Below are 14,258 nucleotides of genomic sequence, written 5' to 3' on the forward strand. Positions count from 1 at the left end.
AGACCGCCAGGCGCTCGAGGACAATGCCGACAATGATGCAGCCCCCTACCGCCGCAACGATGGCCAGCAGGAAGGAACTGGTCTGGTTGTATGCGGTGGCGCCGAAATAGGCGCCCAACATGTATAAAGAGCCGTGCGTGAGATTCACGAAGCTCATGATGCCAAAAACCAGCGTCAGCCCCGCCGCCAGCAAAAACAACAGCACACCGTACTGGATGCCGTTGAGCAGCTGGGATAAAACGAGCGTGGTCATTCTGTCTCCCCCTTTGGGTATCCTTGGTCAATTAGTGTTTTTATATTAATTACCCGCGGCTACGAAGAATCATCCCGCGGGCGCGCCGGCTTCAACACCATTATTCAATTTCGACCCATACTCTACCGTCTTCTATCTTCACTGGATATACTCGAATATCCTCAGTCAGGGGTTCGCATAGCGCTTTTCCAGTGCGCACGTCGAATCTGCCCTGGTGCAAGGGGCATTCTATTTCGAAGTCTTCCAGAAACCCATCGCACAGGCGCGCATGCCCGTGCGTACAGATATTGTCGGTGGCGTAAACCTCGCCCTCTACGCCGTACAGCGCCAATTGCAGCCCCGCCGCATCCACACCCACAACGTCGTCCTCGGGCACATCTTCGTGCGCAAATACGTCGATCCAATTTGCCATCGGGCCTTCTCCTTTTAGCTTTTTGACTGATCTAAAAAAGTGTTCGTCAAACCGGATATATGATCGAGTTGGCGATCATTTCCGAGTCGTAGATGCAATATCGCGACTTGAACTTCAGGCCGGCTTCGCCTACCTGAATGCGGTCGATGTAGCGGCCCACGTTGAACACCGTGGATTCGCCATCGTATTTGGTGCGAAACACCGCGTAGTTGGCCTCTGACTCGATCACGCCGTTCTCGAAGCTGATGATGCGCGGCGCACCCACCACGTGACGCTGATAATAAGGGTCGTGGAATAGCGTTTCACGTATGCCGTAAACCCGGTCTTCGAGCATATTGCGGCTGATGAACCACATCGTCGACAAGGGAAAGCCCCGCTCGTGGTTCTCGCGCGGCTGAACCTTGTATTCGCATTCTTCTTCGAAGAAGCTAACCCATTTCTCCCAATCTTCCGCGTCGACCGCCGCCGCATACTCGGCATAGAGATTATTCAGATTGATGTATGTCTGCATGTCCATCTTTGCTTAAACCTCCATAACCTTGCGCCAGTACTCGTACATGCCGCGTATCAGTGTTTCGGTAACCATGTGCTCGGTGTCTTCGACACCATAGCCGCCCAATTCAGCCAATGCCCGGTGATAGGGCTTTTGCTCGAACCCGCATTGCGAAAACTCGATCACCTCGCCGTCGTCCGCCGAGACAAAGCCCGCCGGCCCGAACAGGTTGGCCTGCACGAGGCGGCGCTGAGTCATCTCGGGTGTGTCGTCTTCAAAACCGAAGTGCGTCCAGACGAAATCAAAGGCGCCCGGCCCACTGGGCTGGATATGCCGGGTGGACACACTGTTGACCTGCTGCTGAAAGATCACGCTGGGGAAGATGGTCATCATCACGGCTGTGGGCTCGCCCCACCACGGCTCGTGCACGATGTCGAGCAAGCGCTTGTCCTTGATCTCCATGCTTTCCTTGAAGCTGGTGACGCCGCTGGTTACCTCGTTCTTCGCCTGGGCATTGCCTCGGGTTGAGATCATTGCAGCGTGGCGGTGCTTGTCGTCCATGCGCAGCGCCGACTTATTGTCAGCGCGCCAAAGCCCATAGGTGATGAACCAGGTGTGCAGCAGGCCCGGGTGATAAGGGTCTTTGATATTTTCTTGCATCAGCTTCCAGTTGCCCGGAATGCGTTGACGGTTGTAACCCAGTATCTTCAGCTTGCGGCCGTTGAACAGACGGTCGAAATACCCCAGTATCTCGGGGCCCAGGAATTCTTCGAAGCTTTCGATTTCGTGGTTGAACGAGGCAAACACAACACCGCCGCGCGTCGCCACGCGCAGCTTGTTCAAGTTGTTTTCCTTGGTCTTGAACTCTTTGGGCATGCCGCCCTGCACCTGGCCGTCGCGCTTTACGCCGCGCAAAAACGGAACCCCCTGAAGATCACCCTTGAGGCTGTAGTTCCATTGATGATACGGACAGACAAGCTCTTTCTTGTTGCCCGAGCGCTCGCGACAGAACTGCATGCCGCGGTGGGCGCAGACATTCTCAATAACATTGATGCCGCCTTCCATGTCGCGCGTCATGATCACCGAACGCTCACCGATGACCGTGCGCTTGAAGTCGCCCGGCTCGGGCACTTCGGCCTCAAGCCCCACATAACACCAATGATTGTCGTAAAAGAAGCGCTCGAGCTCTTTCTTGTAAAGCGCTTCGTCGGTATAAGCCCAGAATGGAATCCGGCTGCTGCCGTCGCCCTCCCAAACCGGCTCTTCAGGAAAAACTGCTGGCATATTGCTCATGAGGGTCTCCTTCATGCAAAAAACTCGATCAGCCGCGCCAGCACTTGGCGCGACACCGCCGTAATGTCAGTCGCCGCTCGCGTAGAACGCGTCGGCATAAATATGGTCCAGGCTCAAACCCTTGCGGGTAAGCATCAACGCGGCGGCCTCCACCATCGGAGGCGCACCGCACACATAAGCACGGCATCCGTGGAACCGCGCCCAATCGTGATCTACCGCGTCGGTAACCAAGCCTTGGCGCCATTCTGTACCTGCAGCACCCGCCGTCACCACCACATGTACCTTCAAATTGTCGTACCGGCGGGCAAGCTTCTCAAGCACATCCGCCTTATAGATATCGGCTGGCGACCGAACCCCAAAATACACATATACAGGGTTTTTCATGCCGCCTTCAAGTACACCACGCACAATCGATAGCACCGGCGCCAAGCCCGTGCCGCCCGCCACGCACAGAATCGGGCCATCGTGCTTGACGCGCAAATAGGCCGTACCCAATGGGCCGGTAACCCGCACCGGGTCACCCACTTTCAATTCGTTGGCCACATAGCCGCTGACACGGCCATCAGGCACCACACGCACGTGAAATTCCAGCGTGTCGTCTGCGGCAAGCCCCGCCATGGAATAGGGGCGGATGTGGTCGGGTGTGAACTGCAAGGTAGCATACTGCCCCGGTGAAAACTCCAACGGCTTCGCCGACTTGAGACGTATGCCTTTAATGTCGTGCGCCAGATCTTCAATAGCTACGACCTTCGCTTTCAGAATCTTGGCCGGATGCGTCACGATCTCGTCCGGCTCGGGAATTTCTATTGTGCAGCTTTCGGTCAACACGCTCATGCACGCCAATACATAGCGTCCGTCATCAAGCCCCGTGCGTTTTATCTCACGGCCAGATTCCAGCACATGGCCGTCAACCACCTTGCACCGACACGTGCCGCAGCGGCCCGACATACAGCTGTATGAAACAGGCACATCGTTATCACGAAGCGCCTGCAGCAAATTCGCGCCCGACTCGAAAGGCAGCGTTTGATCCAATGGTTGTACCAGCAGTTCCATCAGTAAAACCCGTTTTGTCGCCCATATCGGCAAACGCAGCGTGCGTGCGGCAAGGCATTATGAATTCAGAGTGTTGTCGTCTCGATGCAGCTTCGCGATGTTTTATCTAGGGCGGTGTAGCGCCTGCGAAGTCTGCTTTGAATGGCTTTTGGCTAGACAGCCGCACAACTACGCGGCGCCGCGCTTTTGACGCGTCTGAAGCAAGTATATGCAGCCACACCCGATAAATATATAGAATATGATGAATGCTTTATATTCATGCTATGAATACGACACGAGAACCGTGCCGCCACGGCTGACGCCCCATGGACATCAAAGACCTCGACCTCAACCTTCTTGTTGTCTTCAACCACCTGCTGATGGAACGCAGCGTCTCTGCCGCCGCCGACAAACTGGGGCTGACCCAACCCGCCGTCAGCAACGCCCTGAGGCGACTGCGCACATTGCTCAACGATGAACTCTTCCTGCGCACCACGCGCGGCATGGAGCCCACCCCTTACGCCTTGCAATTGGCCGAGCCCATCGCCTATGCATTGAGCACCATACAAACCACCCTTTCACAGCGCACCACCTTCGACCCCGCCACCAGCAACCGCCGATTCACCCTGGCCATGACCGACCTTGGCGAAATCGAGCTGCTGCCCCCCTTGATGGACCGCCTGGAAGAAGTGGCGCCAGGCGTCACAGTCAGCACCGTACGCAACAGCGCCGAAAAACTTCGCGACGACATGGAGGCAGGCAACGTCGACCTGGCCATCGGCCTATTGCCCCAGCTTAAGACCAACTTCTTTCAACAGCGGCTGTTCATGCAGCGCTACGTCTGCCTCTTCCGGCGCGGACACGCCCTGGACAAGCGAAAAGTAACCCGGCGAGAGTTCTACGCCGCCGACCACGTAGTGGTTGTTTCGGCCGGAACGGGGCACGCAAAAATGGACGAAATCATAGAAAGCGCCGAGGAAAAACGCCGCGTCCGGCTGCTCGTGCCCCACTTCGTAGCCATCGGCCACATCCTGGCCTCAACTGACATGATCGCCACCGTGCCAGAACGCTACGCCTATCGCTGCGCCGAGCCCTTCGGCCTGCGTTACGTCGACCATCCGGTAGAGCTTCCACAGATCGGCATCAACCTGTTTTGGCATGCAAAGTTTCATAAGGAACCAGGCAACCAGTGGCTGAGGCAGCTTATATTTGAGTTGTTTTCTACTTCGCTGAATATGCCGAAACGATGAGATGAAGAGACAGGGCGTGGGGCGAAGCGAAAAGGTGGTTAATTGCTCAGGTGCGCTAACAAATCATTCCAGCGGACCGCTTTCGGCGGCCGCTGAATTCAATCACTAAGTGACCCCTTATTTACTTCACCGTCCGCTCCGGATAAAAATCGGACGCATGTTCAACCAAATCGCTTCAGCTATCGCAGCTTCGCCATCACACTAGAGCGGATGTAATTCAGAAGTTCCGCCCGTTCTTGCGGATAGGCTGCTGGATCGACTGCTCCCAGTCCCAGGTAGGCATCTCTTGCGGCAATAACGATGTGTTTGTGCTGGCTAGGCAGGCGCTGAACAGCCCAGTCTGCAGCAGCATCCTTGGACGCAATGTCTCCCGTCATCACTGTGTACCAAATACGTACTAAGGCAAGAACGATGTTTCTTTCGTCTCCTGCCCAATCTGCCTCTGTTTTCCAGAGCGACAACGTTTCCAGTAATGAACGCTGAACATCGCTGACAGGAACTTCATCGAAAAATTCTCGGGCTGCCGGACCGTACAAGTCAACGCTATGGCGCTGCACCTGTGTCAACAATATAGCTAGATCATGGTCCGCCATTGCCGGCTCAAAAATCCCTGCATTGATATTGTCACGCAACCATTCACCGAATTGCAGCTGCCGTCTCGCCGGGTATCGCCACGGCACCACATCTTCGTGCACCAGTACAGTCACTTCAAGTGCGCGACACGCAACATCGGTGCCAGGAAAAGCCGATACCGATAGCAGATCGGACATCAATGCCGCCCTGGTTGACGCGTCTAAAGGAACGTTCACGGTGATCAACAAGTCGATATCACTGAATGGCTTTAAGCCGCCGTCAACCGCAGATCCGAACAAGTGAATCGCCTGAATGGTTTCACCAAGATGGTTTTCTAGAATTGAAAGCGCATCAAATACCTGATCTGCAATCGATTCTGGGAGTTTAGTAATCATGGCGAAGTAGGGCATCTGCTTTTAGCCCGAATGACAGGTCCTGGCCGAGTCCCGAAGCGCTGAAGTCGAGTTCTGCCGACGCCTGACCGAACCTGGCAAATTCGGGAAGTCCGGTCAACGGTCGGCCCGCCGGCTGCGGGCCCGGGCAGTCTTGCACCACGACTTGCCCGACAAAAGAACTCAGAAGCGACGACTTAACCCTTAGCCCCCAGCAGCAACTGCCGCCGTAGCATCATCCAGCCTCTTCTCCAAGGCTTCGCGCGGCAAAGCACCGTTCACCCGGCTGCCATCTTCGAAAATAATCGCCGGCGTACCCCGCACCAACAACCCCCGGCCGAAAGCCAGATTAGCTTCTATAGGCGTTTCACACTGCGCATTGGGCGGCGCCTGGTTCTTCAGCATCTGATCGCGCCAAGCTTGCACCCTATCCGCCGCGCACCAGATATTGCGCGCCTTCACCGTAGAATCAGGCGACAAAATCGGGAATAGCAGCGTATAGACCGTGTAGTTATCCATGCCTTCAAGCGTTTGATGCAGCCGCTTGCAGTAACCGCAGTTCGGGTCCTCGAACACCGCAATCTTCCGAGAGCCGTCGCCCTTCACCTGCTTGATCGCCGACTCAAGCGGGAGAGAATCAAATGCAACCCGCGTCAGTTCATCAAGGCGTTTCGCAGTAAGGTCTTCCTTGTTGCGCGCATCGATCAGCGTGCCCTGCAACACATACTCAGCCTTCTCGTTCGTGTATAGAAGATCAGAACCTATACGCAGCTCAAAGATGCCCGCGAACCGTGTAGGCCGAACATCGTCCAGGTTGATCCCGGGGAACTCTTTTTCGAACGCAGCCTTCACGCTTGCCGCAACCTGTTCGGGCGTTTGCTCCACCGCAGCCGAAAGCGCACCCTCACCAGCCGCCGCGGAATCTTGTCCGGCAACGTCGCCCCTTTCGTTCGCATCCGCAGTTTTCGAAGCGGCCGGATCCGGAGTTTGCGATGCGGTCTGCTCCGCCACTGGCGACCCGGCCTGATCCGTTTCGCCCGCCGTCGCCTCAACGGCTGCTGCTCCGTCGGTCGCCGCTTCGGCAGCCCCGGCCTCGGCCGCTACCTGCTTGTCCCTCGCCGTCTCGACACTTGCAGCTCCACCAGCCGGCGCCGCTTGCGCGTGCACCATGGCGGGCCCAAGGAGACAACCCGCCGCCAGCGCGAGCGCCGCTACGCCCTTTGCCATATCAAAAATCATAAATAGACCTTCACAAACTGTTCAAATAACGTTGCCATTTCGCATGCTGCGCTTCTTTCTTCAAAATCCAGAAGTACAGGAAACCTTTCTCACAAATAACGGGCCACCAACAAGAACTTTAACGCGGTGCACTTTAACGCGGTGCACTTTAACGCAGCGGTCGGTCTAACGCGGCTTTTCCCCCGAGGCGCCAACGATCAGCCGACGCTTGACAAACGGAAGCCGATCAACCAAGCGCATGCCTGCGTTTCGCGCCATGACAACCGGTGCAAATTCCGAAGCAAACAGCCGGTGCAAGCCGTCGGTAACCAGGCCCATCGCCAACACCGGTTCGGCTCGTGCCCGCCGATAGCGCCGCAGCAAGCTGATCTGCCCTGGACCGCACCACTGTGGGCGAGCCCGTAAAACCTCAAGCAATTGCGCCACATCCCCAAGGCCAAGGTTCAGGCCCTGACCTGCCAAGGGGTGCACGCGATGCGCCGCGTCTCCGGCCAAGGCGACGCCCGGCGCCACCATGTCGCTGCGTTCAAGAAACAAAGGAAATCCATAGACCCCGCTGCGCACGGACAAGCGCCCCAGCACCCCGTCCGTGGCAGCCAAAAGGCTGACGGCAAGGCGGGCATCGCGGTCGGCCTGCGGCATCGACTGCAAATGCTTGGCCTGCTCGTCGTTCATCGACCACACCATGGAAACCTGATGTCCGTCGGAAGTATCGGGCATGGGCAGCAAGGCCAAGACACTGTCGGAAGCAAACCATTGCATGGCCGCATTGCCATGCGGCCGCTCTGCCGTAAGGTGTGTAACCAGGCCCGTCTGGCCATACGCCCGCGATTTTTGCGAGATGCCCGCCGCGGTACGTACCGGCGAATCGGCGCCATCTGCGCCTATAACCAGCGCGGCGGGAAGACTGCGGCCCGATTCGGTCTGGACACTGTTTTTTTGCAGCGCCTGAAAGCGGTCGTCATGCCATTGAATGCCGAACATCTTTACTGCCTGGTGCAGCACCCGTTCCAGCTCGCTGGATTCAATAATCCAAGCCATTTCCGGCTGCACCGCCTGCCACGCTTGCAAATCGACCTGACCGCTGGCGTCACCGTAGACACGCATCGACTCAACCGGCGTAATTCGATCAAGATCAAGCATGTCCCATACGCCCAGCACATCCAGAAAGCGCCGGCTTTCAGACGACAGTGCATACACGCGTGGAAAATAGACGTCCGCCCGGGCCGGCTCGGGTGGGTTGCGCGGCCCCAGCAAAGCCACTTTCTCACCGGCGCGGGCCAAGCCCAGCGCGGCGGCCAGCCCGACGATGCCGGTACCGCATACCAAGATTTGATTCGTATTCATCGCGCCGTCGGGGCGCCGGCCCCCTTGGGCCAAAGCAACCACATCTCGCCGCTTTGCTTCATGCGGCCGGCCTTGGCTCCGGCCTCGTCGCCAAAGCCCCAATAAAAGTCGGTGCGGGCGGCGCCTTTGATGGCGGCGCCGGTGTCCTGGGCGTACATCAAGCGACGCAGCGGCTCGTTCGAGGCAGGATACTGGGTGGCCAGGTACACCGGTGTTCCCAAGGGTACAAATCGCGTATCGATGGCAACCGCGCGCTCGCCGATCAGGGGAATGCTATACGCCCCCTTGGGGCCAAGCTGCGGGTCGGTAATGCGCTCTTCGCGGAAGAACACCATGGCTGAATTGGCATTAAGCATTTCTTGCACCCGGCCCGGGTTGCGCTTGGCCCAGGCCTTGATGTTTTGCATCGAGGTTTGAGCCAGCGGCATTTCGCCCTGGTCGGCCAACCACCTGCCGATAGAGGCATACGGCCTGCCATTATGGTCGGCGTAGGCCAGCCGGATCATCTTGCCATCATCAAGCTGGGCGCGCCCGGAACCTTGAATTTGTAGGAAGAAGGCTTCGACCGGGTCGTCGGCCCAGACAATAACGGGGGGCTGTTTTTCAGCGCCGGCGATCTGCGCCCGCGTATCGTACGGCACCACCCGGTTGCCTTGCAGCTTGCCGCGTATGCGCTTGCCCGCCAGCTCGGGGTAGACCGAACCCAGGTCGATAGTCAATAGATCTTCCGGGGGAGCATACAGCGGCCATTGATATTCGCCTGTGCGCTTGCGCGACGCCCGGATAAGCGGTTCGTAATAGCCGGTGACGGTGTTCTTGGCGGGCTTGCCCGCTGTGTCGAGCAGACGCCAGGGTTGCAACTGCGCCTCAAGAAAGCTGCGCACTTGCGCGCCGCCGGCCTCGTCGCTCAGGCCCGCCTGCTGTGCGGCCGCACATACCGGCTGCCAGACCCGGGGCGCGGCTCGTGCCGGCATGGCCAATGAGCCTGAAACCGGGCGCATCAGGCCCTTGCAGTTGTTGATGAAACCCTTCCAGACCTGGTCGAGATTATCGGCCTGCCAGCCCGGCAGCACGCTCCAGCTGACCGCCACGAACTTGCCTTCGAGCGCGCGTGCGGGCGTTTCGGGCAAGGCCGACAACGGCGGCACCGACAGCGGCTGTAAAGCAATGTCCTTGGCTTCATCGGGCGCGGCGGCTTCTTCGGTGTCAATAGGCACCGCGCTGCACGCCGCCAAGAGCGCCAACACGGCGATTGAAAGCAGGGTCTGGGTACGGCTCATAGGGCTCCGGGCAAGGCTTTGCGGGATACAGGGCAGGCGCCCGATGGGCGTCTGGACAGCATGCTAATGGAGTGTGCGCGGCATGGCCAGCACGAATTCATCGATCGGCGCCTCGAAAGGAATGCCATTGTCGCCAACGCAATAGTACGTGCCTCGCATCGTACCGAAAGGCGTGGGCAATGGACAACCACTGGTGTATTCGAATGTTTCGCCCGGAGCCAGCAGCGGTTGCTGGCCCACTACGCCCAGCCCGCGCACTTCTTGTTCTTTTTGGTCGGCGTCGGTGATGATCCAGTGGCGGCTGATGACCTGCACCGAGTTTTCGCCGTTGTTGGTGATGCGCACCGTGTAGGCGAACATGAATTGCCCCTCGTTGGGCTCGGACTGCTCGGGTAGATACTGCGGAGTTACGCTGACACTGATGTTGTATGGCTTCATATATGGTTCCGAATTGGGCTTCGCCTTGGCCATCGCCTGCCAAATTGCCGCCAAACTGCAATAATGGCGCTTGATCGCCCCATATCGTAGTTGAACAACGGATTTAGTTTACGCTCATGAGCACCGCACCCGTCACTCGTATCGCCCCCAGTTTACTGGCCGCCGACTTTGCCCGCTTGGGCGAAGAGGTTCGCAACGTCGTCGAAGCCGGAGCCGACTGGATACACCTTGACGTGATGGACAACCACTACGTGCCCAACCTTACGGTGGGACCCATGGTGTGCGAAGCGCTGCGCCCCCACACCACGGCTCCCATCGACGTGCACCTGATGGTAGAGCCGGTAGACGCCCTGATCCCGCAATTTGCCAAAGCCGGCGCCGATATCATTACGTTTCACCCTGAGGCTTCGCGCCACCCCGACCGCACGCTGGCGCTAATCAAGGAACACGGCTGCAAGGCCGGCCTGGTGTTCAACCCGGCCACGCCGCTGCACCATCTTGATTATGTCATGGACAAGCTTGACGTCATACTTCTGATGTCGGTCAACCCGGGCTACGGGGGCCAAAGCTTCATCCCCTCTACCTTGCGCAAGCTGCGCCAAGCCCGCCAGCGGATCGACCTGTGGGAAAACAACGGCGGCCGGCCCATCGCACTCGAGATCGACGGCGGGGTCAAGGTGGATAACATCGCCGAAATCCGCGCTGCCGGCGCCGATACCTTCGTTGCAGGGTCAGCCATATTCGGCCAGCCCGACTACAAGGCAGTCATCGACGCCATGCGCTCCCAGCTCGCCCGAGCCGAAACGATATCCACTTGAACTTATTGCCGCCTGGGCCTTTTATTCCGGAGTCGCCATGCGCTTCACCTCTGTCCTGTTCGATCTGGACGGCACGCTGCTGAACACCATTCCCGACCTGACCGACGGCATCAATGGCATGCGTCTGGCGATGGGCTTGCCGCCGCTGCGCCAGGACATTGTCTCTACGTATGTAGGCAAGGGCAGCGAGGTTCTGGTGCGCCGGGCGCTGCAAGACAAGTTGCGGCCCGACGAACCCCTGGCCCCTGAACGCCTGGCCGAAGGCATGGACCTCTTCTATCAGTATTACCACACCGTCAATGGCGATAAGTCTGTCATTTACGAAGGCGTACTCGACGGCCTGAAGGCGTTTCGCGATCAGGGCATGAAGATGGCGGTTGTTACCAACAAGCCGCATGAGTTCACCGAACCCCTGCTGGTAAGCACCGGCCTGGCCGGTTTCTTCGAGCACGCCGTCAGCGGCGATACTTGCGCCCGCAAGAAACCCGACCCCCTGCCTTTGCAACACGCTTGCGAACTGCTTGACAGCCGTCCACAAGACACGCTGATGATCGGAGACTCGCAAAACGACGTCCAGGCCGCCCGGGCCGCCGACATGGCTGTCATAGCGGTGCCCTACGGATACAACGAAGGCCAGGGAGTGCAAAACCTGGATGCGGATGCTATAGTTTCCACCATCGACGAAGCGGCCCTTTGGGCCTTGCAACAGTAAGCCGCCGCGCCGCCAGTGTCGCCAAGCTAAGCCCGCCGCCAATCCCATGCCGCCGGGCTTTTTTGATTCCTGTCCGGTGCGTGCACAAAACCACATCGAGACCACCATGACAGAAATCGAGTTCAATGCCCTGGCCGCAGACGGCTATAACCGCATCCCTCTCATCGCGGAAACCTATGCCGATCTGGATACCCCGCTTTCCATCTACCTGAAGCTCGCCCATGCCGCCCCGGAAGGGGGTCGCAATAGCTGCTTGCTTGAGTCAGTGGTGGGTGGCGAACGCTTTGGGCGATACTCGTTTATCGGCCTGCCGGCCAAGACGGTGATACGCGCAAGCGGCACGCTAACCGAAGTGGTAAGCAATGGCAGCGTGGTCGAGGCGCACGAAGGCGATCCGCTTAGCTTCATCGAGTCGTACCAGCAGCGTTTCAAGGTGGCGCTGCGCCCAGGCATGCCACGCTTCGCGGGCGGGCTGGCCGGCTATTTCGGCTACGATACGGTTCGGCATATCGAGCCGCGCCTGGGGCCCGCCGTCAAGCCCTTCCCGGGCGGGCCGGATTCGGCCGTGCCCGACATCATGTTGCTGCATGTGGATGAGTTCGTCGTGGTCGACAACCTGGCCGGTCGCACCTACCTGATCGTGTATGCCGACCCCCGCGAGCCCGAAGCCTATGCCCAGGCCCGTCAGCGGCTCAAGGACCTGCGCCAGAAATTGCGCACGCCCGTTGTTATTCCGTACGCCTATGCCAGCCTGCAAACCGAAAGCCAGCGCGATTTCAAGAAAGAAGACTACATTGCGGCCGTGCTCAAGGCGAAGGAATACATCGCCGCCGGCGACCTGATGCAGGTTCAGGTGGGCCAGACCATCGTCAAGCCATACCGCGATTCGCCGCTATCGCTGTACCGCTCGCTACGCTCACTCAACCCATCGCCCTATATGTACTACTGGGATTTCGATGATTTCCACGTGGTGGGTTCGTCGCCGGAAATTCTCGTGCGCCAAGAAACCGTCACCGAGCAGGACCGCAAGAAGACGCAGGTCACCATCCGCCCCCTCGCCGGCACCCGCAAGCGTGGCGGAACTCCCGAGCAGGACGCCCAGCTTGCCGACGAGTTGCAGGCCGACCCCAAAGAACGCGCCGAGCACGTCATGCTGATCGACCTGGCCCGTAATGACGTGGGCCGCATCTCGGAAACCGGTTCGGTCAACGTTACCGACACCATGGCCATAGAGCGCTATTCCCACGTCATGCACCTGGTTTCCAATGTAAGCGGCATCCTGAAAGAAGGTTTAAGCAATATGGATGTACTGCGCGCGACTTTCCCGGCCGGCACCCTGACCGGGGCCCCCAAGGTGCGGGCAATGGAAATCATCGACGAGCTTGAACCCGTGCGGCGCGGCGTATACGGCGGCGCGGCGGGATACCTTAGCTATAACGGCGAAATGGACGTGGCCATCGCTATTCGCACCGGCATCGTCAAGAACGGCATGCTGTACGTACAGGCGGCCGCCGGCGTGGTGGCAGATTCCGACCCCGAAAAAGAATGGCAGGAAACCGAGGCCAAGGCGCGCGCCGTATTGCGGGCGGCCGAGAAAGTGCAGTTCGGCCTGGACGAACCTATGTAGGGTCTGCACGCAATCGCGATTGCGCCGCCGCCAGTGTCTCGTGCGGCGCCTCGCCGAAGCGGCTCCGGTAAGCCGCCGCAAAGCGCCCCAGGTGTGCAAAGCCCCAGCGCAGCGCCACCTCGGAGACGCCTCCATCCACAGGGGCGTTGAGCAGATCGAGACGAACCTTGTCCAAGCGCATGTCGCGCAGCAACTGCATGGGGCTGACCCCATAACTTGTCCGGCACATCCGCGATAGGGTTCGAACGCCCGCGCCGCTGTGCCGGGCGATATCGTCCAGCGAAATATCTTCGTGCAAATTAGCCCGCATGTATTCTTGCGCGCGCTGCAAGCGCTTGGGCGCCTGCAAGCCCTCGTCGCCCAGATAGTGTTCGTGCAAAGAAATCGATTGCGCGCACAGCAGGTGCCTCATCAAGGTTTCTTCGGCAATCCGCGCCTTCAGCCACCCGAGGCTTGATGGATGGGCGGCCTGCTCGCAAAAGTAGCGCATGAGCGAGCTCCATTGCTCGCCATCACTGGATTCCAGCGCGATCCGCCGATGGAAGCGCAGCGGTTCAGAAGGGTTCCGTCCGGTAAGCTTGCCATATTCAAGAATCAGGCGGGCAAGCGGTGCTTTAAGGATGATCTGACAGGCGCCGGCTTCCCATTCGAGACGGTGCGGCACATTTGAGGGCATGATCAGGCCGCTGCCTGGGGCTACCGTCCACGCGCCCTCTTCGCACTCGACCGTCACCGAGCCGGACAACGGCAGCTGGACCAGCACAAAATCGCCGTTCGGCCGGGTCTCTTCGACGGTGACTGCGTCGCCGTACTCAAGCATCCACAAGCCGAGTGCATCTGCCTGGACCCCGTTCAGGCGCGCGGCCAGCATCGAGCCGCGCGGCTCGAGCACATGATCATTAAGAAGCTGGGCGACGCGGGTGCGGACCTCATCAGCGTCTTCCGACGCGAACAGCTCGTGCCGCGCCAGAAGGGCTTGGGTCCATCCTGTCATTGTGTGGGCCATGTCCGGCCTCCCCGCTGTAAGACGCCGGCTTGCGGCCGGCGCCTGACCGGCGGGGCGTAAGGGCCGCGCCGGGCCAAGAATCAAGCACTGTGA

At 59.1% G+C, this 14,258-nt stretch carries 15 protein-coding genes; 4 read left to right on the top strand and 11 right to left on the bottom strand.

Annotation, left to right across the window (positions count from 1 at the left end):
• From ACIY1O_RS15700 to ACIY1O_RS15720, 5 genes are all read right to left on the bottom strand, one after another.
• Nucleotides 1-253 (bottom strand): ABC transporter permease subunit (locus ACIY1O_RS15700; RefSeq protein WP_487047376.1); only part of this gene is annotated, 253 nt, incomplete at its 3' end.
• A gap of 100 nt (nucleotides 254-353) precedes the next feature.
• The gene (locus tag ACIY1O_RS15705; RefSeq protein ID WP_397476039.1) at nucleotides 354-665 is read right to left on the bottom strand and encodes a non-heme iron oxygenase ferredoxin subunit; all 312 of its coding nucleotides are present in this window, start codon (nucleotides 663-665) and stop codon (nucleotides 354-356) included.
• A 46-nt stretch (nucleotides 666-711) separates the two neighbouring features.
• Complete coding sequence (locus ACIY1O_RS15710; RefSeq protein WP_397476040.1) at nucleotides 712-1,182, bottom strand: aromatic-ring-hydroxylating dioxygenase subunit beta; 471 nt, start codon at nucleotides 1,180-1,182, stop codon at nucleotides 712-714.
• Between the two features lie 6 nt (nucleotides 1,183-1,188).
• Entirely contained in the window at nucleotides 1,189-2,451 is a 1,263-nt protein-coding gene (locus tag ACIY1O_RS15715; RefSeq protein WP_397476041.1) for an aromatic ring-hydroxylating dioxygenase subunit alpha, read from the bottom strand.
• A 66-nt stretch (nucleotides 2,452-2,517) separates the two neighbouring features.
• The gene (locus ACIY1O_RS15720; protein ID WP_397476042.1) at nucleotides 2,518-3,504 is read right to left on the bottom strand and encodes a 2Fe-2S iron-sulfur cluster-binding protein; all 987 of its coding nucleotides are present in this window, start codon (nucleotides 3,502-3,504) and stop codon (nucleotides 2,518-2,520) included.
• A gap of 305 nt (nucleotides 3,505-3,809) precedes the next feature.
• Between ACIY1O_RS15720 and ACIY1O_RS15725 the strand changes: the two genes are divergently transcribed.
• Nucleotides 3,810-4,733, top strand: a complete 924-nt coding sequence (locus ACIY1O_RS15725) for a LysR family transcriptional regulator (protein ID WP_397476043.1) — start codon at nucleotides 3,810-3,812, stop codon at nucleotides 4,731-4,733.
• A 179-nt stretch (nucleotides 4,734-4,912) separates the two neighbouring features.
• Here ACIY1O_RS15725 and ACIY1O_RS15730 read toward each other — a convergent pair whose 3' ends face one another.
• The 5 genes from ACIY1O_RS15730 to apaG form a co-directional block, all read right to left on the bottom strand.
• Entirely contained in the window at nucleotides 4,913-5,701 is a 789-nt protein-coding gene (locus ACIY1O_RS15730; RefSeq protein WP_397476044.1) for an AadA family aminoglycoside 3''-O-nucleotidyltransferase, read from the bottom strand.
• 201 nt (nucleotides 5,702-5,902) lie between these two features.
• Entirely contained in the window at nucleotides 5,903-6,709 is an 807-nt protein-coding gene (locus ACIY1O_RS15735; RefSeq protein WP_397476063.1) for a DsbC family protein, read from the bottom strand.
• A gap of 393 nt (nucleotides 6,710-7,102) precedes the next feature.
• A complete protein-coding gene (locus ACIY1O_RS15740) occupies nucleotides 7,103-8,284 on the bottom strand; it encodes an FAD-dependent monooxygenase (protein WP_397476045.1) in 1,182 nt (393 codons plus the stop codon).
• Nucleotides 8,281-9,564, bottom strand: coding sequence for a murein transglycosylase A (gene mltA, locus ACIY1O_RS15745; RefSeq protein WP_397476046.1), 1,284 nt, complete (start codon nucleotides 9,562-9,564; stop codon nucleotides 8,281-8,283). Before mltA ends, ACIY1O_RS15740 begins: the two co-directional genes overlap by 4 nt.
• Nucleotides 9,565-9,627: 63 nt before the next feature.
• The gene (apaG, locus tag ACIY1O_RS15750) at nucleotides 9,628-10,002 is read right to left on the bottom strand and encodes a Co2+/Mg2+ efflux protein ApaG (RefSeq protein WP_397476047.1); all 375 of its coding nucleotides are present in this window, start codon (nucleotides 10,000-10,002) and stop codon (nucleotides 9,628-9,630) included.
• A gap of 116 nt (nucleotides 10,003-10,118) precedes the next feature.
• Between apaG and rpe the strand changes: the two genes are divergently transcribed.
• From rpe to trpE, 3 genes are all read left to right on the top strand, one after another.
• Nucleotides 10,119-10,820, top strand: coding sequence for a ribulose-phosphate 3-epimerase (rpe, locus tag ACIY1O_RS15755; RefSeq protein ID WP_397476048.1), 702 nt, complete (start codon nucleotides 10,119-10,121; stop codon nucleotides 10,818-10,820).
• A 37-nt stretch (nucleotides 10,821-10,857) separates the two neighbouring features.
• A complete protein-coding gene (locus ACIY1O_RS15760; protein WP_397476049.1) occupies nucleotides 10,858-11,532 on the top strand; it encodes a phosphoglycolate phosphatase in 675 nt (224 codons plus the stop codon).
• 106 nt (nucleotides 11,533-11,638) lie between these two features.
• Complete coding sequence (gene trpE / locus ACIY1O_RS15765) at nucleotides 11,639-13,159, top strand: anthranilate synthase component I (protein ID WP_397476050.1); 1,521 nt, start codon at nucleotides 11,639-11,641, stop codon at nucleotides 13,157-13,159.
• Here the strand turns inward: trpE and ACIY1O_RS15770 are convergent.
• On the bottom strand, nucleotides 13,152-14,165 hold the full coding sequence (locus tag ACIY1O_RS15770) for an AraC family transcriptional regulator (RefSeq protein ID WP_397476051.1): 1,014 nt from the start codon (nucleotides 14,163-14,165) through the stop codon (nucleotides 13,152-13,154). The two genes, trpE and ACIY1O_RS15770, sit on opposite strands and share 8 nt — an antisense overlap.
• Nucleotides 14,166-14,258: the final 93 nt, after the last annotated feature.

Origin of the sequence: Pusillimonas sp. (assembly GCF_044464525.1) — a bacterium.
Classification (GTDB): domain Bacteria; phylum Pseudomonadota; class Gammaproteobacteria; order Burkholderiales; family Burkholderiaceae_B; genus Pusillimonas.